The organism is Chryseobacterium echinoideorum (assembly GCF_007474535.1).
GTDB classification, from domain to species: Bacteria; Bacteroidota; Bacteroidia; order Flavobacteriales; family Weeksellaceae; genus Chryseobacterium; species Chryseobacterium echinoideorum.
The window spans coordinates 88,175-109,891 of sequence record NZ_VKNW01000006.1; the positions used below are offsets into that span (position 1 = coordinate 88,175).

Here is a 21,717-nt window from a genome sequence, read left to right on the forward strand (position 1 = left end):
TGATGGATATATTTAGTATATTGTAGTATAAATGTGATTGGCGGCAGTATTTTGCCAATAGCAATTTTTTTAAAAGAACATAATTGAAAACAATATATAATTCCATAAAGGAAGATATTCTGAAGCATTCTAAGGTTTCTAATTCAATATTGGGAAAAACCTCAGGATGGAAAAGAAGTCATTTCGTAATCTTGTCCGAAATTATAAAAGATGAATTGGCTGCTTCTGAAGAGCTTCGGGATGAGAAAAAGTTTGAGCTGGGAAATACAATTTCTCACGTTACATTACAACGGTTTTTTGAAAGTGAATACCACGAAAAGACCCATAATGATCTTAGGTTTTTAAAAACTCTGGATAAGATTTGTATATTTTTAGGCTTCAAAGATCTTAACTCATATATTCAGAATTTTCGTAAACTGGTAAATAATTCAGAAACCCATCATAAAAATAATTTCACAAAAGATATAATATATCAATACTGCTCTTCAGTTTTTGAGTTGTACAAAAATTTTCCCATTCTAAAACTTGAGCTGTTTAAAGATCTTGTATTTGATAATTCTCCTTTTTTAGAACGAGCATCTAATTTTAGCAGGGAACTCTGTGAAAGAGAATTTGAATTGGTGACTAAGAACAACCGTTCAAATTACGAAGTTTTTGATATTAATATTCTTACCGATGAGCCAGATAAAAAAATATTGGAAGCACAGGAATTCTGGAATTTACTTTTCAAGACAGGTTCAGGAGAAGAGCATTTTGTTAATCAATTAAATACACAGATTTATTTTATTCGTAAAATAAATGATGAATGGAAAATTTGGGATAATTATAATCCCGATGCGGGAAGGTTAAATAATAAAAAATAAAAGCCGTAATTATTTACGGCTTTTTCAAATTGAAATAACTTATCTTCAACATCTGTTTTCCTTAGCAAATGTATATTTTTTTATTATAATCGCATTAAACTTAATTTTACTTAAATGAACTCTTTTATTTGTTGTTAATTTGATAATGTTGTTTTGATTGATCTGCAATTATTTATTATTTCTCAGAATTTTGTAATTTGCAAACAAAATAAAAGTAAAAAATAGAAAATATGTCAACACTCACATTCGCCGAGAAAATTGCTCAGGCAGAAAATTTTTTGCCAATCAACGGTACTGATTATATCGAATTTTACGTTGGAAATGCAAAGCAGGCTGCGCACTTTTACAAAACTGCTTTTGGTTTTCAGTCTCTTGCGTATGCAGGACCGGAAACCGGAGTTAGAGATCGTGCTTCTTACGTCCTTCAGCAGGGAAAAATCAGATTAATTCTTACTACAGGATTGAAATCTGACTCTCCAATTTGTGAGCATGTAAAAAAACATGGTGATGGGGTAAAAATTTTGGCACTTTGGGTAGATGATGCTTACGCAGCATTTGAAGAAACTACAAAAAGAGGAGGGAAGCCTTATTTGGAACCGGTAACATTATCTGATGAGCAAGGTGAGGTTAGAATGTCAGGAATTTATACATACGGGGAAACAGTGCATATGTTTGTTGAAAGAAAAAACTACAACGGAACATTTATGCCGGGATACGAAAAATGGGAAAGTGATTATCAGCCGGAAGATGCAGGTTTGCTGTATGTAGACCATTGTGTAGGGAATGTAGGATGGGACAGAATGATTCCTACCGTAGAATGGTACGAAAAAGTAATGGGATTTGTAAATATTCTTTCTTTCGATGATAAACAGATCAATACCGAATATTCTGCATTAATGTCAAAAGTAATGTCAAACGGTAACGGATACGCAAAATTTCCTATCAACGAGCCTGCGGAAGGTAAAAAGAAATCTCAGGTAGAAGAATATCTTGATTTCTATGAAGGGGAAGGAGTACAGCATATTGCAGTAGCAACCAAAGATATTATCCATACGGTTACAGAATTGAAAAAAAGAGGAGTAGAATTCCTTTCTGCTCCTCCGGAAGCTTATTATGAAATGGTTCCTGAAAGAGTGGGACATATTGATGAAGATTTGAAAAAATTACAAGATCTTGGTATCTTAATTGATCATGATGAGGAAGGCTATTTGCTTCAGATTTTTACAAAGCCGGTAGAAGACCGCCCGACTTTGTTTTTTGAAATCATTGAAAGACATGGTGCCCAAAGTTTCGGAGCTGGAAATTTCAAAGCATTATTTGAAGCTTTGGAAAGAGAGCAGGAAAGAAGAGGTAATCTTTAATTTTATTTGCAATATTAGGTTTTGTCAGGATGCAGATCTTGACAAAACTTTTTTAATACCAATTTAGATGAGAAAAATTTTTATTGGAATACTTTTGATGACAGGTTTTGCATTCAATGCCCAAAACTATAGCGCCATCAATGATATTCTTACTTTACTTGAAGAAAAAAGAGGGATTAATCAGAATCTTGAAAACCTTAGTGTTGACAACAAAAAATTTGTTCTGATAAAAGATTTTCCGGATCATACGGAAAGAAGTTTTATCATTATCAAAGGTAAAGATGCAACGTATGTGGAAATGTTCGATGATAAATCTACCGGACAAAGCAGTTCCAATGTTTTCAGCGGAGATATTTTGAGAAAGAAAAATATCGTTTCTCTGCGTGCAGACAGACTGGAAAATAAAAGAATTCCTATTCCTGTTACCAAAACATTACTTCTTACCAGGCAAAAAGAAATTCTTTATCTTATAGACATCAATTCTCGTGAAAGGTGGATTGATGAAAAAGCATATTCAAAAAAATAAAAAACAGATCAGGTTTTGGTCTTAAAATTTAAAAATTATGAAATCATTTGTAGAATATTCATCAAATTCAGATTTTTCTGTACACAATATCCCATTTGGCGTAGCGGTTTTCAATAAAGAATTCATTGCATGCTGCACAAGAATCGGAGATCAGGTTATTGATCTTGCTACCTTGTACGATTTAGGATATTTTGAAGAAATAGAAGGTCTTGATGACAATGTTTTTGAAGCCTATACTTTAAATGAATTTATTGAACTAGGAAAACCGGTGACAAATACGGTTCGTCTCAAAATTCAGGAATTATTAAACGAAGGTTCTATCTTGTCGAAAGACGAAAAAACAATAGAAGAGGCTTTTTACAATCTTGATGAGGTTAAAATGATGATGCCTGTACATGTTCCGAATTATACTGATTTTTACAGCAGCATAGAACATGCAACCAATGTAGGTAAAATGTTCAGAGATCCTGCAAACGCTCTGCTCCCGAACTGGAAGCATCTTCCGGTAGGTTATCACGGTAGAGCTTCATCCATTGTGGTTTCCGGTACGGAAATTAACCGCCCGAAAGGTCAGATGAAACCTTCAGATGCTGATCAACCTGTTTTCGGACCATGTAAGCAATTGGATTTCGAGCTGGAAATGGCTTTCATTATCAATAAGAATACAGAAATGGGCGAAAGTATTTCTACTAAAGATGCTGAAGATGCTATTTTTGGAATGGTTGTTTTTAATGACTGGTCGGCAAGAGACATTCAGTCTTGGGAATACGTTCCGTTAGGACCTTTTTTAGCTAAAAATTTCGGTTCGTCTGTTTCTCCGTGGGTAGTAACTCTTGAAGCGTTGGAGCCGTTCAGAACAGCTTCACCAAAGCAGGAACCTGAAGTTTTGGATTACCTGAAATTTGAAGGAGACAAAAATTACAATATTAATCTGGAAGTTTACCTTAAACCTGAAAATGGTGAAGAAAACTTAATCTCAGAGAGCAACTACAAATTCATGTACTGGAATATGACGCAGCAATTGGCGCATCATACAGTCAACGGATGTAATCTGGAAGTGGGAGATATGTATGCAAGCGGAACTATTTCAGGAAGCGATCCTAAATCTTTTGGTTCTATGCTGGAGCTAACCTGGAGAGGTCAAAATCCAATAACATTAAGCAATGGTGAAGAAAGAAAATTCATCAATGATAATGACACAGTTACCATGAAAGCCTGGGCTGAAAAAGATGGTGTGAGAGTTGGTTTCGGTGAAGTTTCCGGTAAAATTGTTCCTACGAATTAATTTTTTACCATAATATCTTGACCCATCAGTCACATAAAGAGTCTAAACTTTTAACTTATAGATTCTAAAATATTTTAAACCAATTAAACTTAAATTTAATGTGACACAGATGTCAACGAAATTTAAATAGTAATGAAAACAATTAGCCCATCTGAAATATCCCCTGTTCAATTACAAACCGTCATGCAGACCGCTGTTTCGCCGCGTCCTATTGCATTGGCTTCAACGGTTGATAAAGACGGTAATCCCAATTTATCTCCGTTCAGTTTTTTCAATATGTTCAGTACAGTTCCGCCGGTTTTGATTTTTTCTCCATCCAGAAGAGTTCGTGATAATACCACAAAACATACCTTGGAAAATGTTTTGGAAACATCTGAAGTAGTGATCGGAACTGTAAATTTTCCGATTGTGCAGCAAATTTCTCTGGCTTCAACAGAATACGGAGATGATGTTAACGAATTCATTAAATCTGGTCTTACCATGAAAGATGCTGATTTGGTTCAGCCGAAACTAATTGCAGAATGTCCTGTTAATTTTGAATGCAAAGTCTTAGAAGTTAAAGCTCTCGGAGATCAGGGCGGAGCAGGAAACCTTGTGATTTGTGAAGTAATGAAAATTCATATCCGGGAAGAATATCTTGATGAAAATGGTAATCTTGATCAGGTAAAATTAGATATGGTTGCAAGATTAGGCAGCAACTGGTATTCAAGAAATAACGAATACAATCTTTTTGAAGTTCCTAAGCCATTGGTGACAAAAGGAATCGGATTTGATCAGCTTCCCGATTCAATCAGGTTAAGTAAAATATTTACCGGAAATGATTTGGGAATGCTTGCAAATGTTGAAGTTTTGCCTTCTGCAGATTGCTATTCAGAAGAAGATATTCATCTTTCTGCGCAAAAGCTATTGCTGGAAAACAAAATTGATGAAGCCTGGAAGGTTTTAATTAAATAATTGCTGAATATCTTAATGAATAATCTACGTACCGTAACTGTGATGAGATACATCCTCCCGCTTAGAGAGGGAGGATCTCTTCCTGCTTTGGCTGAAGCTGATGACGGCTTTAAGTATGTTTTGAAATTTCGTGGTGCTGGTCATGGGGTCAAAATGCTGATTTCTGAATTGTTGGGCGGTAAAATTGCACAGGCTCTTGAACTTCCTATTCCTGAAATTGTATTTGCTTATCTGGATGTAGATTTTGGAAGAGCTGAAGCGGATGAAGAAATTCAGGATCTGTTAAAATTTTCAGAGGGTCTCAATTTGGGACTTCATTATCTTTCCGGCTCAATTGCTTATGACCCCTCGGTTCGGGTAGATACTCTTTTAGCATCAAAGATTGTATGGTTTGATGCCTTTATCACCAATATTGATCGCACGTTCAAAAATACAAATCTTTTGATGTGGCATAAAGAGCTTTGGGTTATTGATAATGGGGCATCGTTCTACTTTCATCACTCTTGGCAAAACTTCGACGCTGCTGCAAAAACACCATTCAAATATATAAAAGATCATGTTTTGCTTCCTCAGGCTTCCAGACTTGATGAGGCAGACCAGTTCGCGCATCAGGTTCTGAATGACCAGATTTTCAGGGATATTGTCAATGCTATTCCGCAGGATTGGCTGCATTGGGACGATGCAGAAGAAAGTCCGGATGAAATTCGTGAGGTGTATTTTAATTTCCTAAAGACAAGGTTAGAAAATTCTTTAATTTTTTTAAATGAAGCCAAAAATGCAGGAAGATAAAGTTTATGAATATGCAGTAATAAGGCTGGTTCCGAAAGTTGAAAGAGAAGAGTTTTTCAATATTGGTTTAATCTTGTTTTGCAAAAAAGAAAAATACATAAAATCACGCTTTTATCTCTGTCCTGATAAGTTCAGGCTTATGCGAAGCCAGCTTGATTATAAGGAGATTTTAGAAAATCTGAGGAGTTTCGAGAATATCGCTGATGGTAATAAAGAAGGCGGTCCTATTGCAATGATGGATATTCCTGAACGTTTCAGATGGTTGACTGCGATCAGGAGCTCGGTTGTTCAGACTTCAAGACCTCATCCTGGAAAATCTAAAAACCTTGACGAAACATTCCATCAACTTTTTGAGGAGCTGGTTATCTGAATTTTATGTTAGTATTTATCCTATACAATTAAACTCAATTTTTGTTTGATATTCTTAAAACTGAAATTAGTCTGAGTTCAGTTTAAATTTTTATATTCAAATATTTCTTACCAATTAAAAATTTCAAATTCTCAATTTACAGTATAATATTATCGTTATAAGGAAACTTAAACCGAACTCAGACTAAAACTATCGTATTTTGTAGACTGAAATTTCTGCTGATTTGTCTGTAAGAAGCCCTACATTTAATCCTCCCTGCACCAAACAAACCGTAATCGATCTCCTGCTTTTAATTGGTATATGTGGCTGATTTGTCCTTGGGTAAGAGTAATGTTTACACCAATAGTAACGGCATCAAGCGGAAAAGGAAGTTGTAAATTGAGTAAGTTTATTCCTCCAAATCGTCGATAGTCTAATAGTGATGTGGTGGATGCGGTTGTTTTTGTAATCGCAATCCCGGGTAAATTTGATAAGACTTCTGCAGATATTCCCTGCCCAATTCTGAAACTGTAATTGATATGATAAAAACCATCAGATGGAGCTACATATTCATTGTTGGAAACCTGAGCTGTAGCAATTTCTGTGTTAACATTCCCGGAGGTTGAGCTTAAAGGAATATAATTGAAATTGCTGGAAAAAAGACTTAGGCTTATGTTTATTAATGATAGATTTCCTGAAAATTTTGCAGCGTATACACTGCTTGATGGTGTGCTTTCACTGGATGACATGTGATTCCAGATGCCTAATGTGCTGTTTGGATGCGTGTAGTAAGCATCATATATATAAAGACCTTTAGTCTTTACATCCTGTGTTTTTGGTTCGGTATTGCCCGGATTGGTAACTGGACTTGTTACATAGACAATCGCTCCATGTTGAGCAGAACCATAAGCTGATGCTTTTAATGTTAATGAATCCCCGGATATTCTTGGAGGAATAATACCGTCAGAAAATTTAAGATCTGAAACTTTTTCTACGTGAAGGGTAGCTTTTGGAGATTCTGTATTAATTCCTACCTGTCCTTTTGTAATATTACTCATAAAAAGTAAAACTATTACCGTAATAAATGTGTTTTTCATGTTAATAAATTTTATAGTTGGTGTAGTAAATTTACGAAAAATTAACTTGATACAGCTAAAATTTACATTTTAACATGGTTTTTCCGTGTTTTTACGGTATATATTATGTTAAATAAGGTTATTATTTAAGGTTTTGATAAATTGAATCTATTGTTTTTTAAAAATCGTTAGATAAATTTAATCAAGAGACTGGTGTATTTGTATAAGTGAGATCAAATATTTGATCTTGAATGTTATACTAAATGAAGTTCAGTCATTTTTATTTAATGTGAAGTTTTGTCTTTAAGATGCAATGAGAACAAAAGCGGATAGTTTAAGCGGTTTTCCTATTGTTTTGTTTGAGAATCCATTAGAATAGTCACCGGACCATCATTAATTAAAGATACTTTCATATCAGCTCCAAAAATTCCGCTTTCTATTCTGAGCTGAGATTTTTTAAGTTCGTTTTTAAAGTAATCAAAAAGCGGAATCGCTTGATCTGGTTTGGCTGCTTTTATAAAAGATGGGCGATTGCCTTTCTTGTAATCTGCAATCAGTGTAAACTGGCTTATGCATAAAATTTCCCCATTCATATCAAGTACAGAAAGATTAAGTTTACCGTTTTCGTCTCCGAAAATTCTCAGATTCAAAATTTTTTGAACGAGCCAGTCAGCATCATGTTTTTCATCATTTTCATCAATGCCGACGAGAAGCATCAGACCTTTATGTATTTCACCAACAATTTTCCCGTCAACTTTTACGCTGGCTTCGGTTACTCTTTGGATAACGACTCTCATTTTGATAATTTTTCTTCCAACATTTTTCTTAAAAAGTAAACTTCTCTTAGTTTTCTGATTTTCGAACCTATCGTATTCATTATTTAGATATTTTTATGCGTAAATGTACTATTTTTAGTCATAATGTCTCAGTGATTTTTTTGTTAAACTTCTAAGTTTGTGCTACTAATTAATAAATAGCATATTATGAAAAAATGTATTTTTGTTGTAGCTATTGGAGTTACAAGTTTAATGAGTGCTAAAAATGTAGCTTAGCTAAAAAACACTACAGCTAATAATGAACGTTTAGTTGATTTAACTACAGTTAAGTATTTTGACCCAATAATAAAAGTCACATCTTCTTGTGGTTATACTGAGTTTATTGATTTAGCTGGTTCTTCGATAGAGTGTATTGAAGTAGAAATTAATCGTATGGAGGAAGAGTGCGCTGCTCTGTTTGAGGATTGGGGATATTGTTAAATTTTATAAGTCTGATGCGTTTAAATATTACCGTTGTTTTTTTGTTTGCTTTTACTCTATTATCTTCCCAGAAAATAGCTGATAAAAGAATTTCTGACTTAGAAATACGATATGAATATTCATTTATTCGTGATACAGCAGACACTGATGGGAGTCATAGGATTAATGAAGTTATGATTTTAGATTTTAATGCTAATTCATCTATATATTTTAGTGAAGGTTTCATCAATAGAAGAAAAGCTATTGAAAATGTAATGAATGTTGCGAAAAATTCAACTATAACTCCTGAAATTAAGATTGCAGATTTACCCAAATCATCTATAGGATATTCTGTTTATAGAGATAATTCACGTATTTATGTTACAAGTAATTTATACAGAGATTTTTATACGTTTGAGACAAGTTTTTTAAAATGGAATACGGATTTTTCGGAGAAAAAAAATATTCTTGGATATGATTGTTATAAAGCAACGGTAATGTTTAATAATAGACTTTTTATAGCATGGTATACGAAAGATATTCCTATTTCTGAAGGTCCTTACAGATTCAAAGGACTTCCGGGAGTTATTTTGCAAATAGCAGATGTGAAGGAATATCATACTTTTAATGCAATTTCTATAGAGAAGAAGCAAAAAGAAATTATTCAATTAAGGAAAGGGATACCTGTTCAAAGAGAACAGTATATTAAGAAAAGGGAAGAATTCAAAAATAATCCCTATCCTGGAAGGGTAATTGATAAAGCAAAAAGAGAACAAATGATAAATGCTTCAAAAAAATTTAACAATCCTTTAGAGATATAAAGTTGCTCCGTTTCACAATTTGTGAAACGGTTTTTCAATTATTATATGATCTACTTTGTTCTAAAATCAATTATATAAAGTTAAATTTTTGGTAGAAGCATCATAATTCCAGAAATAGGTTTTTGGAGGAAGAGATGATCCGGAGGTTGGCTGCCCGCTCAATAATATCCATGTAGCATTGTCTTTAGGGCATATAATACTTATATTGTCTTTTACTTCGAGAGTAGTATTGTTATCGGGACAAATATGAGGTGCATTTCTGTCATATACTTTAAAAGATGCAGGAGAATCGGCTGTTCTAATAACAATCAGGCCTCTTGTTCCGGCTTGTTGTTCGTTAACGTAAATCCAGCCTCCAACGAAGTTCAGGTTGTTGTAGGCGGCAAGGTTCAGATTTAAACTTACATTAATAGGTGTTAACGGAAAACAGCTTACTGTATCGTCTCGATTGCTGCATGAGTTTATATTTAAAAAGCTGAATGCCAATAAGATGAAAAATGATGCAATTGAAAAAGTTTTTTTCATTTGAATATAAATTTTTATATATTTGTAAAACAATAACGATTAACAAGCAAAAACATTGTCCGACAAATGTCGGATAATTTTTTTATACTAAAATAAAATTTTAAAGATTATGGCAAGCTATGTAACAAAGGAAGGATTGGATAAAATGAAAGCAGAACTAGAGCAGTTGGAAACTATCGAAAGACCTAAAATTACCCAGCAGATTGCGGAAGCAAGAGATAAGGGCGATCTGTCTGAAAATGCTGAGTACGATGCTGCAAAAGAAGCGCAAGGCATGCTTGAAATGAGAATTTCAAAATTGAAAGACATTATTTCTACTTCTAAAATTATTGATGAAAGCCAGCTTGACACTTCAAAGGTATCAATCCTTACAACAGTAAAACTGAAAAACAACGATACAAAAAAAGAGCAGGTTTTCACTCTGGTTCCGGATAATGAAAGTGATCTTAAAAGTGGTAAAATTTCTGTAAATACTCCCATTGCTAAAGGACTTTTAGGAAAAGTAATCGGGGAAACTGCTGAAATTGTACTTCCGAATGGTAATAAATTGTCTTTTGAAATATTAGACATAACTTTGTAATATTATTTTCAGAAAAAAATGAGCTCAGTTTTTACTAAAATCATCAATGGTGAAATTCCTGCGTACAAAATTGCAGAAGATGAACATTTTATTGCTTTTTTGGATGTAATGCCATTAGTGAAGGGGCATACTTTGGTAGTTCCCAAAAAAGAAGTGGATCTTATTTTTGATCTGGAAGCAGAAGATTATAAAAATCTCTGGTCTTTTGCTCAAAAGATAGCAAAAAAGATTAAAAATGCTGTTCCTTGCGTAAGGGTAGGTGTTGCTGTTGTAGGTTTAGAAGTACCTCATGCTCACATACATCTTATACCACTGAATACGGTAGAAGATATGAACTTCAAAAATGAAAGGCTGAAATTATCGGCTGAAGAATATTCTGAAATACAAAATTTAATAATTAATTCCTAATATCATAAAGGTCGTAAAAAAGAAATTTTTTACGACTTTCTTTAATAATATATTATAAAAATGAATCCAAACCAATGCTCTTTCTGTGGAAAAAAAAGAAATGAAGTACAAATGCTTATATCCGGGCAGAACGGCTTTATTTGTGAAGATTGTATAGAACAGGCACACGCTATTGTAAAAGATAATGTTTCCACCGGAGGCTATTCTCCCGCTGAAAGTATTGATGAGCTTAAAAAACCGAAAGAAATAAAAGAATTTCTTGATCTGTATGTAATAGGACAGGATCAGGCAAAGAAACAACTTGCCATTGCAGTATACAATCATTATAAAAGACTACTTCATGCAAAAGAAGAAAACAGAGAAGTAGAACTGGAAAAGTCTAATATCATTATGATTGGTGAAACCGGGACTGGTAAAACACTTTTGGCTAAGACCATTGCCAGAGAGCTGAATGTTCCTTTCTGTATTGTAGATGCTACCATTCTTACGGAAGCAGGATATGTTGGAGAAGATGTAGAAAGTATTCTTTCAAGGCTTCTGATGGTGGCAGATTATGATGTGGAAAAAGCTGAAAAAGGGATTGTTTTTATTGATGAAATTGATAAAATCGCAAGAAAATCAGATAATCCGAGTATTACAAGAGATGTTTCCGGTGAAGGTGTGCAGCAGGGTTTGCTGAAGCTTTTGGAAGGAAGCATTGTAAATGTTCCGCCACAAGGCGGAAGAAAGCATCCTGATCAAAAATATATTCAGGTAAATACCCAGAATATTCTCTTTATTGCAGGCGGAGCTTTTGACGGTATCAAAGAAATCATCGAAAGAAGAATGAATAAACAGGCGATAGGTTTCAGCGCAGAAAAAATAAATAAGGTTGATGAAGATGAATATGTATTAAGAAATCTTAATGCAGTTGATCTTCGTTCGTTCGGTTTGATTCCTGAATTGCTAGGAAGATTCCCAATCATTACTTATTTGGAAAAACTAACAAAAGAAACGATGATCAGGATTATGAAAGAGCCCAAAAATTCGATTGTCAATCAATTTGTAGAATTATTTAAAATGGACGGAACAAAACTGGTCTTCACTGACGAGGCAATAGAAACAATAGTAGAAGAGACGATAGAAAAAGGTCTTGGAGCGAGAGGGTTGAGAGGGACTACAGAGAAGGTTTTGGAAGACTATATGTTTACAGTTGGTGAGCAGAGTGAGATTATATTAAAAAAAGATAATATTCTGATTAATAAATAAATTTGGTGTTTATTTTAAAAAAAATTATATCTTTGCAATGAATATTGTACAACACAAAAAAATAGATACAATGAGAAAAAATTTATTAACTATAAGTCTTCTAGTAGCGACTTTATCTGTTCAGGCGCAGACAGTGCTATTACATGTTGATGATACAGCGAATATGTATGTAAGCAACGGCACCTTGGTTTACAACGGAGGTGGTCTCCAAACCAAAGGAAGCGGAAAGATTGATTTATATGGAAATATGATGGTTCAAGGTAATGGGGGTTCCGATGTTTTAAAAACCATTACAAATGATCCAACTCCTGTTGACAAATTAAACGGTGGTAACATCGTTGTAAAGCTTAACGATCCTCTTAACCCTGTAACTTCTCCTTACGGACAACTTTACATCAGCGGTTTTTCCCAATCTGCAATCACAGGTGTTATTGATAAGGAATATGCAGCAACCAAGCATGGTGCTTATCAACAGATAGGAATTCCTTTTATGGATAAAAGTTTTGGTTCTTTAAGCCTTGAATTTGGGAACGGAACGAGTGTGTTTAACAACACCAGATGGGGAGGAAGAGAGGTTTTAAAATGGAGTAATCAAAACTTAAGATGGGATGGCTCAATAATTCCTACTGCACCTATTACCAGTTTAACTCAGGCAGGTATTGCACTTAATATATCATCTACTAATAAGACCACTCTTGCTGATAGAACATCTTATTTTACAATGGGTACTTCTTTGATGGATCCTACTTTACTTCGAACTCTTAAAGGAAGACCTTTTTCAGATGGTATAACTGGGGCTAGCAGAATTAGTCTCACCCCGCCCTCTACAGCTATTTCTTTTGGAGCTGGTGGTATAAACAAAAATATTTATCAGGAAAGATATAATACTTATATCTTTGATGCGTTTGATACATCATCTCCTTGGACGTCAACGTGGGGAAGAAATACTTATCAATTTTCTAATCCGTATCTTACCAATTTAGATTTATCTTTAATTGGTTTTGATGAAACTACTACAGGTGCTACAGTTGGTGATAATAACGCATTAACAAATATATGGGGTATTGCTGTTGATCCTCAAAATGTTGTTTATAGCTCGGGTTCTGGTACAACTTCGAGTTATGCAGATTTTCAAAGGGTTACTTTTGATACGGCTACAGGTATTCCTCAGGGCAATTATAATGCTTTAATTGTAAAACCGCTGGGGACATTTAAAATTAAACTTAGAAATAATACACCTCAGCTGCTTGACTTCGACAATCTAAGAAGATTTAGCAGTACACCTAGAGCTAATAATGTATCGTATTCTGTAACTGCTGCAAAAAATGGTAGTAATGGAACGGTTAAACAATTAGGTGTTTTAGCATTAGATGCTGCGGGGAATCAAATTGGTGAGACTTATTATGTAGTAGCACCACATTTTACAACAGGAAATATTCAAAATCCAAATATTGCATCAGTACAGGCAACAACCAATACTAGTGCTATCATTCAGACTTTTGAAGAAAGTGTAAACGGAGGAATAGATTCAAATTTTTCCTCTGCATACAGATTGTATATCAACGAAGCTAATGAAACTAATTATCTTGGTAAAAGAATAGATTTAAATATTTTTGGTTCAAATGTAGCGTCATTAAAGTTTCAAATAAGGGATAACGCTGAACTTGTTCCTAATGGAACACATTTATTATCTGGTGGTAAAGGTTTCTATTATAATGTTGGTACGAGCGGTCAGCCTGTTCAGATTAATCAAGGAGATATTATCCCAGTTAATGGTTCTAATTTTGGACTTTATTATGGAACACCACAAACTAATGGATCATTAAATACCCAAGATAACAACACAAAATCCAGAACGCTGGTTACATATAATCCTGCTATTGAACATTATATAGTTCGCTTTGATCCTGCATGGAAGTCTGCTTCAGTAGAAGTTTTTGATGCAAGTGGTAAGCTTGTAATTTCTCAGAAATCTATTAAAACTGATTCGGACTTTGTAATAAAGCTTGATTCAACCATTAAAGCTAATTACATAGTAAAAGTGGTAGGAAATGATTCTACAGTTGTAACAGCCAAAATATTAATCAAATAACACAAACATGAAATTTATTTACAAAAAAGTCTTATTAACTTTATTATTGGTGGTTTATAGTTTATCGAACGCACAGTCGAATGGACCTGGTGCTCCCACTTTAGATCCTCCCTCTTCACCGATTGATATGTATCAGTATATTTTAGGACTGGTTGGTCTTTTTATTATAGGCTTATATGCTTTTAGTAAAAATAAAACTCAAAAAATATAAAATAATATTAAAATATTCCAAAGTCTCTGAATAATCAGAGACTTTTTTTATTTTTACGGTATGAAAAAAATACTTTTATTATCTAGTTTCATTGTTGCAGCTTTAACTAAAGCACAGTTTTCTATTCATATTGAATCGCAGCCAAATTTTGACGAGCCAGAAGCTATACTATATACTTTAAACGGCTCTAAGGACATTGTGGTTACAAAAGAGAAAGTCAAAAATAATTCATGGCTGTTTAAGTATCCCAAAAAATATGTAGGGATGATGAAAGTCTATTTTCCGAATACCAATAATTCAGTTACATTTATTTCTGAAAATAAAGATATCAATATAAAAATTGAAGCTAAGGATGGTAAGATTCAAAACATACTTTACAAAGATGAGGCAAACGAATTGATGAGTAACATACAGGAATACTCTCAAAAAAAAGAACTTATCCTGCCAGCATTAATTCAAATTAAAGAATATTACAAAGATAATACTGATTTCGGAAAAGCATTGATAGCTGAAATGGGTAAACTTTCCGGAACCAATACGGCTATAGATCCGACACAACACCCTTTTATATATTATTATAATACCAATTATAATAAATTTTTGTCTAATGATATGACAAAAAAAGTAAGTCAGGAAGAGATAATTAATTTTATAGATAAGTCGGGTGATATGCTCGAATCTTCATCGCTGTTGAGGCCTGTTCTTGTTTCTTATTTAAACGTTGGTGGTAATAATAATATCAACTCTTCAGTAGATCAGCTGATCAATAAGCTGAATGTTGAAACCCCGAGAGGACAGACGGTTTTATCGGAGCTGATTGACATTTTTGATGCTTATGATATGACAGAATACAAAAATAAATATCTTGGTTTAGCTAAAAATTTAAAATGTACGATAAATGACCGTCTAGCTTCTACAATTAAATCTAATTCAGATACAGATTTAGGTGCAATTTTCCCCAATTATACATTTCACTCACCTGTAAATACTACTTCAAAAAGTATTGCAGAGGTGAAAGCAGATAAAAAGATAATTGTATTTTGGTCATCTACATGCTCTCACTGTGAAAATGAACTTCCACAGTTACTGAAAGTCTACAAAGAATTACAGTCTAAAAATATAGAGATCATCGGCTTATCTTTAGATTCGGATAAGACTTCTTATACATCAAAAATTGCAGCATTTCCATGGATTAATGATTCTGAATTGAGAGGCTGGAATAGTACTGTTGCTGAAAAGTATAATGTTCATGCTACGCCGAGTTATTTTATTTTAGATGCTAACAATAAGATTATCAGTAAGCCCAACCATGTAGGAGATGTTTTGGAATATTTTAAGTTAAAATAATTTTGGAGAGTTGTAAATATTTTCTATATTTGCACCACCAAAACGGCGAGGTAGCTCAGTTGGTTAGAGCGCAGGATTCATAACCCTGAGGTCACGGGTTCAATTCCCGTCTTCGCTACAAACAATTCTGTAAATCAGTGATTTACGTATAACAGGGACTAAAACAGGGACTTTGAGTCCCTGTTTTTTATCGCCCTATTTTGTAATATTCTTTTTCAGCTTCTTTTTGCACATCCAGTCTTTCTATAGCTATATTAATCCGTTCGGAATTATTTTTATTAAATAAGAGCACATTTTCAATTGCTCGCTCCCCTAAATAATTTCCAGTCTCATTAATTTTCAACTGCATTTCCTTCTCCTCCCTATACTTCTCAACCAATCCCTCCCGAACATTAGGCAAATCCTCCAACCTTTTATCCAATTCCGCAATTTTATCTTCAGTAATTTTTGTTTGTTGTTCAATCTCCGTCACATTCACTCCTTTTTGTGAAAGAATGTCAATTTCCTCTTGGACTTTCTCTTTTGTCAAATCAATCGTTTTTTGATAGAATGGAAGCTGGTTTTTCCAGTATTCGGCATTTTCGCCCTCTTCCTTGGAATAGCCTAAAATTCGGTTGTAATTGTGCTGTGCCTTAGTTACTTCCTCTTGAATTTTGATGAAGCTGTCATATTTTCGAAGAACAAAAGCAGAATCAGCCAAAAATTTATTTTTCTCGGTTTCAATACGCTTTTTCATCAGTTCAATTTCGATATTGGCTCTGGTTTCCGGATTCGTGATGATGGCGGTTTTCAGTTCCTGTGTGCTGATGTCAGAAATATCCAAAACATCGGCTCCTTTCTTCATTGCCTCCAAGTATCTTGCCTGTTTGGATTGCAGTTTTTGAAGCATAAAGACATCTATTGAATCATTAGTCAACATGAAATTAATTCGCACATTTTCATTTCTGTTTCCTTGTCGCCAAGCGCGTCCTTCCACTTGACGTAGAGAAGTAAAGTTGTACGGAAGCGAAAGCATATAAATATCCGTGGTATTTTCCTGCAGGTTCATTCCTTCCTGAATCGCCTCGCTTCCAATAACCACCTTTATTTTTCCCGAATTGAAATCGTCCTGAATCTTCAATCGGTTTGGCTTGCTTGTCGAACCAGTGATGACTCCGACTTCTTCTGGTTTGTATCCGACTTCCCGTACCAAATATTCCCTTAGTTTCGGAAATTCTGAAACAGCTAATTCAGAGTAGATGATTTGACCGGAATCCGGAATGTCTTTTTTGTTCTGCCTAATCAAATCCATCGTCTGCTTCAGTTTCGGAGAATCCTCTATGAATTCTTCCAATGACGGCTCTTCTCCGTCATAATATGGTGAAAGATACGGCGAAATCGCAATCAGACGGGCATTAAGGATATGCGTAAGAATTGCGCCTTTTTGGGTCTCGCTAAAGTTTTCATTGAGCATTTTATATTGCTCACTCGTCAAATCGTTCTGCTCAATCTTATATTCCTTGTTAATTCGGTTGGGTCGCACCAATTCGGGATTATCTTCTTCGCCTTTGATGTCAATAAATTCCGATAAAAGTTGCTGAAACAGGGAGTTGTTTTTAAAACGACGGACATTCGCCTTGAATTTCACATCACCTTTCGCGTCAATCTCCATATCGTTGTCCGCCTCCATAAAGGTTTCAAAAAAAGTGTTGACATTGATGTAACCCGACTCTTCTAATCTCTTGTTCGCAATCAATGACAAAATAGAGTAATATTCCAATGGTTTATTGGTAAAAGGCGTTGCAGAAAGCAGGGTAACATTTCTGCCGTCGTTCTTTTCCTGAATGTATTGCGCCGCCATCCAAGTATTGATTCCCAGTTTCGAAGTCTGCTGGTTTTGATTTCTAAAGTCTGAAGCAAATCGGCGGTCTTCTATTCTAACTTTTCCTACGATATGGTTCGCGTTGTGGACTTCATCGTAAGTCAGATGGTCAAAACCAAAGTCTTCCCAATCGTAAATCTTACCCCGCTTCATTTTACCCACCAATTCTTTTTCTTTTTCCAGTTCTTTTTGAAAATCCCTTTCGCTGATGGTGTTTACGCTTCTCAGTTCATTTTCTGAAATATAGGAAAACTTGGAAGCCAGACTTTGGGTAATGTTTTCAGAAAAACCGATATTGTTGAAACCCTCGTAAGTGACGATGGTGATTTCCCCGTCTTTATTATCAAATTTTGAGAGGTCGAAGTCTTTTCCAAGATTTCCCAAGATATTCACTTTGGCTTCAGGAATGGTTTCAAAAATCGTTTCCACCCACTGTTTTAAAATGCTGTCATTGGGAACAACGATCAGCGGTCTTTTTGCGTTACCTCTCTCCATCGCTTCGTGCATGGACAGGATTCCAGACAATGTTTTTCCAAATCCCACTTCATGTGCAAGTAATCCGACACCTTTCGTGGTCTGCCTTCCGATTCCGCCTTTCTGAACTTCAGTTAATCTAAGTTCTCGACCTTTAAAATTCAAATGGATTTTTGAAAACAAAGGAAACTTTGAATAGTCCGGAACATAGATGTTGTTGTAGTTTCGGTTAAAATCATTGACAAAACGCTTCCTTAAAGCGTCCGACAATTCTTCCCTCAAAAATTTTTGAAACAAGTCGTTGGCGGCGACTTTTCGTCTTTCGCGAACCAAGGCATTCCGTTCCTTGTCGCTTCCGGTAACGTTTTCGTTGTCTACAAAACTTCTTACTTCCCAAGATGAAGAACCTGCAAATGCCTCACTGGACAGCGTTCCGACAAAATCCTTGAATTTTTCTGCAAGATTATAGGGAACCGTTACAGTTTCCGTCTGTCTTGTGTTTTGATTCCAGCGTTCCTTTTCTATGGTTCCCAAATCAAACTGGTGGACAAATTCATGATTCGGACTGATTGAGATTTCGTCTAAAGTTTTTGGTTTTGGAAGAACATTGAGGAGTAAATCCTTTTGTTTCTCATATTGATTTTCTGTTCCGCCAACCGAGAACCTGTCCTTAAAGTCTATTTCCAGTTGTTCTAATTTGGCGTAGATATTCCCTTCGGCGTAATAAAAATCGTGAACCCAATTTCCGTCCATATAGTTGGCAAATTGGTAGTGCTTTCCGTGATTGTTTAATGTGCCGTCGTAGGAAGTGTCCCGAAATGCCTCAATCTGTTCTTTAGTAATATCGGTACTGTTCTGAAGCGAGGCATTCACAATTTCATCGGCTTTGAAAAATTGGTATTTTAAAACCCCTTTCTTGATTTCCGGTTTGGTCTGAATTCGATATTCCGCATTTTTCTCTTTGTGGGACTGGATAATTTTATCCGCTTTACGATGAATTTCATCAATTTGGTCTTTCGAAAAATTTGGGGGATTATCAAAAATTTGGGTTTGGAGTTTGAAATACTTCTCAATCTCCTTTTCAATTGCGGGAGATTTGAATTTTACTTCATTAAGTCTGGAAAGAACTTGCTCAATTTTATCTTTCGTTTCTGCAAGGTCAATTTCTTCTGTTTTAGCGGGAATGGTGTTTTCTAAAGTTTTGCTTTTTGATTCTCCTTTAGGTTGATCAACCTCCAAAAACAAATCTTCAAAGAGGTTTCCAATTCTTTCGGTCTGCTTTTTATTTTTGAGTTGCTCAATCCTAGATAAGGCGTCCTCTAAATTTCCATAGACATAGTTTTCCAACCTCCCAAAACGGTTGGTTTTCTCTCGGGTTTCCCCTAAAATCCTGTCGGGATGTTTTTCAAAATAATTGGAAATATCTGTAGAAATTTTCTGGGAATTTTTTTGCAGAATAATAATGTCCGTTCCTACCTGAGTTCCGGCAAAAGCACCATTCGGCAGACGAAAACCTTCCAAAATATCTGCATTTTTTAGTTGGGCTTGTCGGTTCAACCAACCCGAAGGAAGCACCATTGCCAAAACTCCATTGGGTTTAAGAGAATCTAAAGACCTTTTGACAAAATAGTCCTCGTATTTGGAGATTTTGGGTTCTTCTCCCAAACCTTTGTATAATCCGCGATGGTCGCCGTAGGGTGGATTACCGATAACCAAATCGTATTTTTCGGCAAATTCCTTCTTGTTGCCTTTCTCGTCGATAAACTCGGTTTCAAAGGAGCGGAGATGGATGTGGGCTTCGGGATGAAGGATTTTCGCAATCTTTGCGGTGGTTTCGTTGATTTCAAAGGCAGTGATATTGGACTTGATTCCCAATTCTTTCACTGCATACAGAAAATTTCCCGTTCCAACGCTGGGTTCCAATACCGAAATTTCCTGCCTGTTCTTAAACTGGTCTTTGATTAAATTTCTGACGGCATCTACAATCCTTGAATCGGTGTAGTATTCATCCAAAATACCCCTGCCTTCTTTAGCTGTTCCGCCACTTTTGAATTGATGACAGATCTCTTTTAAATCCTCGGTAATGTTAAGACTTTCCTTGAGTTTAACTTGCTTATCGCTGGAAACAAAACAAGCTGCGGAAACAACTTCCGCAACTTGTTCATTGGTCAGTTTTTGACCTTTATATTTTGAAATAAGAACCCCTAATGCCTCATTGTTTTGAGTAGATGTTTTTACTATTTCTGCTATTCTATTGGATACATTTCTCCCGGATACGATTCCGCCCAAGGAATGTTCTGCTCCCTCATTTTTTGCAGCATTTTGCGGTTGTGTTCCGTCAACGGGTCCTCGCTCTGGTTTTCCGACCAGATGCTTCCAGATTGTGTCTTCAAGTCCATTTCCAGCATGGTTGCCGTCCACAGCTTGTCCTCCAAAGTGATTTCCGTTTTGCTTGGGTTTGCTTGTTTGTTTAGATTCTCCAGAATTTCGTTGAGGAAGTTCGGCTCCCAAGTGCTGAGTGTCGGAAATTCTTTCGGATTGAGTTCCATCGTCTTCATTTCTTATCGTTTTTTGTTCAACTAAAGTAGTATTTTTCTCTTGAACTTGGAGTTTATTTTTTAAATATTCTTCCAAGTTTTGATTCCCATTTTCAGAAATCCCATACAGCATGCGGATGTCCTTGATGTTTTTATTTTGAAATTCATTGAGGATTTTTTGCGTGGACCTATTTCCCGCATCATCACCAGTCAGACAAAGAAATATCTTTCCGTCATAGTTTTTGAACCGTTCGACAAAGCTTCCAGTATTTTCATTATAATTGAGTGTTACAAGGGTTCTGCCGTTGTTTTGATTGTTTAGTTTCAAAAGTTCCAAAAACGAATCTTTGTCGTTATCGCTGTTAAAGACAATCAGTTCGTTTTTAGTTCCCTCAATAATGGAAATTTCTGAACTAGAATGATTTAAATAGGATGTCTCACTCACTTTTTCTGTTTTTTACGAAGTGGTTGAACTCAAAAATGTCTTTCGCCGTGTCGTCCCAGTTTTTTCTGGGAAGCAGTTGCAGGCTTACAAAGATGTCGGTCTTCTTGTTGTAGGAGTCGATGCGCTCCAATCTTCCGCCGTAGTCCTTTTCGGCGTGTCTGTAGAGGGAATAAGGCAGAATCGTGTCGGTTGGATAGATGTAGAAACGGGTATAGTTCCACGGAGAATTGACTTCGAAGCGTCTGTATTTTTTCTTGAATAACACCGTGTCGGAGAGTTTCCGCCTGTTCTTATAGTTGGGAATCATTTCTTTTGAGAAAATGGCGCCGTCCTTCTTGTTCCAAACTGGTGACGGTTTTTGTTTTTCAAGAATATCGGAAAGAATGATGTTGCCGTCTTCAGCATCCAATGGATAGCACAAAGAATCTCTCACGAGATAGGCATTTTGATTCATTTCGGGAAAGGTGTGGTCTGGAACCAGTTCGATAATTTGGTTTTCCGAATAACTCATTTTCGAGATGTGGAAACTCTGCATCTTGTCCAATCCTCTGGAGGCATCAAAATAGACATTAGAAATAAGGTCTATTCCGCCTTTTTCGGATTTGATTTCCTTGTGGCATGAACTTAAAAAAAGTATGGAAACTAGGACTAAAAATATGGATTTGATTTTCATAATGATTACATTTAAAAAAAAGCGGCAAATCAAAATTTGACTTACCGCCTTCGGATA

Annotated in this window: 19 protein-coding genes and 1 tRNA gene; 15 read left to right on the plus strand and 5 right to left on the minus strand. The window is 35.3% G+C overall.

Features of this window, described 5'->3' with window-relative positions; translation table 11 throughout:
• The first annotated feature begins 83 nt into the window (after positions 1 to 83).
• From FOL89_RS09280 to FOL89_RS09310, 7 genes are all read left to right on the plus strand, one after another.
• Complete coding sequence (locus FOL89_RS09280) at positions 84 to 863, plus strand: hypothetical protein (RefSeq protein WP_144282547.1); 780 nt, start codon at positions 84 to 86, stop codon at positions 861 to 863.
• A 230-nt stretch (positions 864 to 1,093) separates the two neighbouring features.
• The gene (hppD, locus tag FOL89_RS09285) at positions 1,094 to 2,224 is read left to right on the plus strand and encodes a 4-hydroxyphenylpyruvate dioxygenase (protein WP_144282548.1); all 1,131 of its coding nucleotides are present in this window, start codon (positions 1,094 to 1,096) and stop codon (positions 2,222 to 2,224) included.
• A gap of 67 nt (positions 2,225 to 2,291) precedes the next feature.
• Entirely contained in the window at positions 2,292 to 2,750 is a 459-nt protein-coding gene (locus tag FOL89_RS09290) for a hypothetical protein (RefSeq protein ID WP_144282549.1), read from the plus strand.
• 37 nt (positions 2,751 to 2,787) lie between these two features.
• Positions 2,788 to 4,035: a fumarylacetoacetase gene (gene fahA, locus FOL89_RS09295; RefSeq protein WP_144282550.1), complete on the plus strand. Its 1,248-nt coding sequence runs from the start codon at positions 2,788 to 2,790 to the stop codon at positions 4,033 to 4,035.
• 132 nt (positions 4,036 to 4,167) lie between these two features.
• Complete coding sequence (locus tag FOL89_RS09300) at positions 4,168 to 4,989, plus strand: flavin reductase family protein (RefSeq protein WP_144282551.1); 822 nt, start codon at positions 4,168 to 4,170, stop codon at positions 4,987 to 4,989.
• Positions 4,990 to 5,004: 15 nt separating this feature from the next.
• Positions 5,005 to 5,778, plus strand: coding sequence for a HipA family kinase (locus tag FOL89_RS09305; protein ID WP_144282552.1), 774 nt, complete (start codon positions 5,005 to 5,007; stop codon positions 5,776 to 5,778).
• A complete protein-coding gene (locus tag FOL89_RS09310; RefSeq protein ID WP_144282553.1) occupies positions 5,765 to 6,148 on the plus strand; it encodes a DUF3037 domain-containing protein in 384 nt (127 codons plus the stop codon). Before FOL89_RS09305 ends, FOL89_RS09310 begins: the two co-directional genes overlap by 14 nt.
• 245 nt (positions 6,149 to 6,393) lie before the next feature.
• Here the strand turns inward: FOL89_RS09310 and FOL89_RS09315 are convergent, their stop codons facing one another.
• Both FOL89_RS09315 and dtd read right to left on the minus strand, forming a co-directional pair.
• A complete protein-coding gene (locus tag FOL89_RS09315; protein ID WP_144282554.1) occupies positions 6,394 to 7,224 on the minus strand; it encodes a hypothetical protein in 831 nt (276 codons plus the stop codon).
• Between the two features lie 326 nt (positions 7,225 to 7,550).
• A complete protein-coding gene (dtd, locus tag FOL89_RS09320; RefSeq protein WP_144282555.1) occupies positions 7,551 to 8,000 on the minus strand; it encodes a D-aminoacyl-tRNA deacylase in 450 nt (149 codons plus the stop codon).
• 473 nt (positions 8,001 to 8,473) lie between these two features.
• Between dtd and FOL89_RS09325 the strand changes: the two genes are divergently transcribed.
• On the plus strand, positions 8,474 to 9,259 hold the full coding sequence (locus tag FOL89_RS09325) for a GLPGLI family protein (protein ID WP_144282556.1): 786 nt from the start codon (positions 8,474 to 8,476) through the stop codon (positions 9,257 to 9,259).
• Between the two features lie 66 nt (positions 9,260 to 9,325).
• Here the strand turns inward: FOL89_RS09325 and FOL89_RS09330 are convergent, their stop codons facing one another.
• Positions 9,326 to 9,784 carry a hypothetical protein gene (locus FOL89_RS09330; RefSeq protein WP_144282557.1) on the minus strand — a complete coding sequence of 153 codons (459 nt, stop codon included), beginning with the start codon at positions 9,782 to 9,784 and terminating at the stop codon, positions 9,326 to 9,328.
• A gap of 109 nt (positions 9,785 to 9,893) precedes the next feature.
• Here FOL89_RS09330 and greA point away from each other — a divergent pair, with 109 nt between their 5' ends.
• The 7 genes from greA (at position 9,894) to FOL89_RS09365 (ending at position 15,788) form a co-directional block, all read left to right on the plus strand.
• Complete coding sequence (gene greA / locus FOL89_RS09335; protein ID WP_130915121.1) at positions 9,894 to 10,364, plus strand: transcription elongation factor GreA; 471 nt, start codon at positions 9,894 to 9,896, stop codon at positions 10,362 to 10,364.
• A gap of 18 nt (positions 10,365 to 10,382) precedes the next feature.
• Positions 10,383 to 10,772 carry an HIT family protein gene (locus FOL89_RS09340; RefSeq protein ID WP_144282558.1) on the plus strand — a complete coding sequence of 130 codons (390 nt, stop codon included), beginning with the start codon at positions 10,383 to 10,385 and terminating at the stop codon, positions 10,770 to 10,772.
• Between the two features lie 60 nt (positions 10,773 to 10,832).
• Complete coding sequence (gene clpX / locus FOL89_RS09345) at positions 10,833 to 12,020, plus strand: ATP-dependent Clp protease ATP-binding subunit ClpX (RefSeq protein ID WP_144282559.1); 1,188 nt, start codon at positions 10,833 to 10,835, stop codon at positions 12,018 to 12,020.
• 70 nt (positions 12,021 to 12,090) lie between these two features.
• A complete protein-coding gene (locus tag FOL89_RS09350) occupies positions 12,091 to 14,112 on the plus strand; it encodes a T9SS type A sorting domain-containing protein (RefSeq protein WP_185146952.1) in 2,022 nt (673 codons plus the stop codon).
• 7 nt (positions 14,113 to 14,119) lie between these two features.
• The gene (locus tag FOL89_RS09355; protein ID WP_144282561.1) at positions 14,120 to 14,323 is read left to right on the plus strand and encodes a hypothetical protein; all 204 of its coding nucleotides are present in this window, start codon (positions 14,120 to 14,122) and stop codon (positions 14,321 to 14,323) included.
• 60 nt (positions 14,324 to 14,383) lie between these two features.
• On the plus strand, positions 14,384 to 15,670 hold the full coding sequence (locus tag FOL89_RS09360; protein ID WP_144282562.1) for a peroxiredoxin family protein: 1,287 nt from the start codon (positions 14,384 to 14,386) through the stop codon (positions 15,668 to 15,670).
• 44 nt (positions 15,671 to 15,714) lie between these two features.
• Positions 15,715 to 15,788: transfer RNA gene (locus tag FOL89_RS09365), tRNA-Met, on the plus strand.
• Positions 15,789 to 15,857: 69 nt separating this feature from the next.
• Here the strand turns inward: FOL89_RS09365 and FOL89_RS09370 are convergent.
• Entirely contained in the window at positions 15,858 to 20,987 is a 5,130-nt protein-coding gene (locus tag FOL89_RS09370) for a helicase-related protein (RefSeq protein WP_144282563.1), read from the minus strand.
• The gene (locus tag FOL89_RS09375) at positions 20,980 to 21,660 is read right to left on the minus strand and encodes a hypothetical protein (RefSeq protein WP_144282564.1); all 681 of its coding nucleotides are present in this window, start codon (positions 21,658 to 21,660) and stop codon (positions 20,980 to 20,982) included. The genes FOL89_RS09370 and FOL89_RS09375 overlap by 8 nt, the downstream gene beginning before the upstream one ends.
• Positions 21,661 to 21,717: the final 57 nt, after the last annotated feature.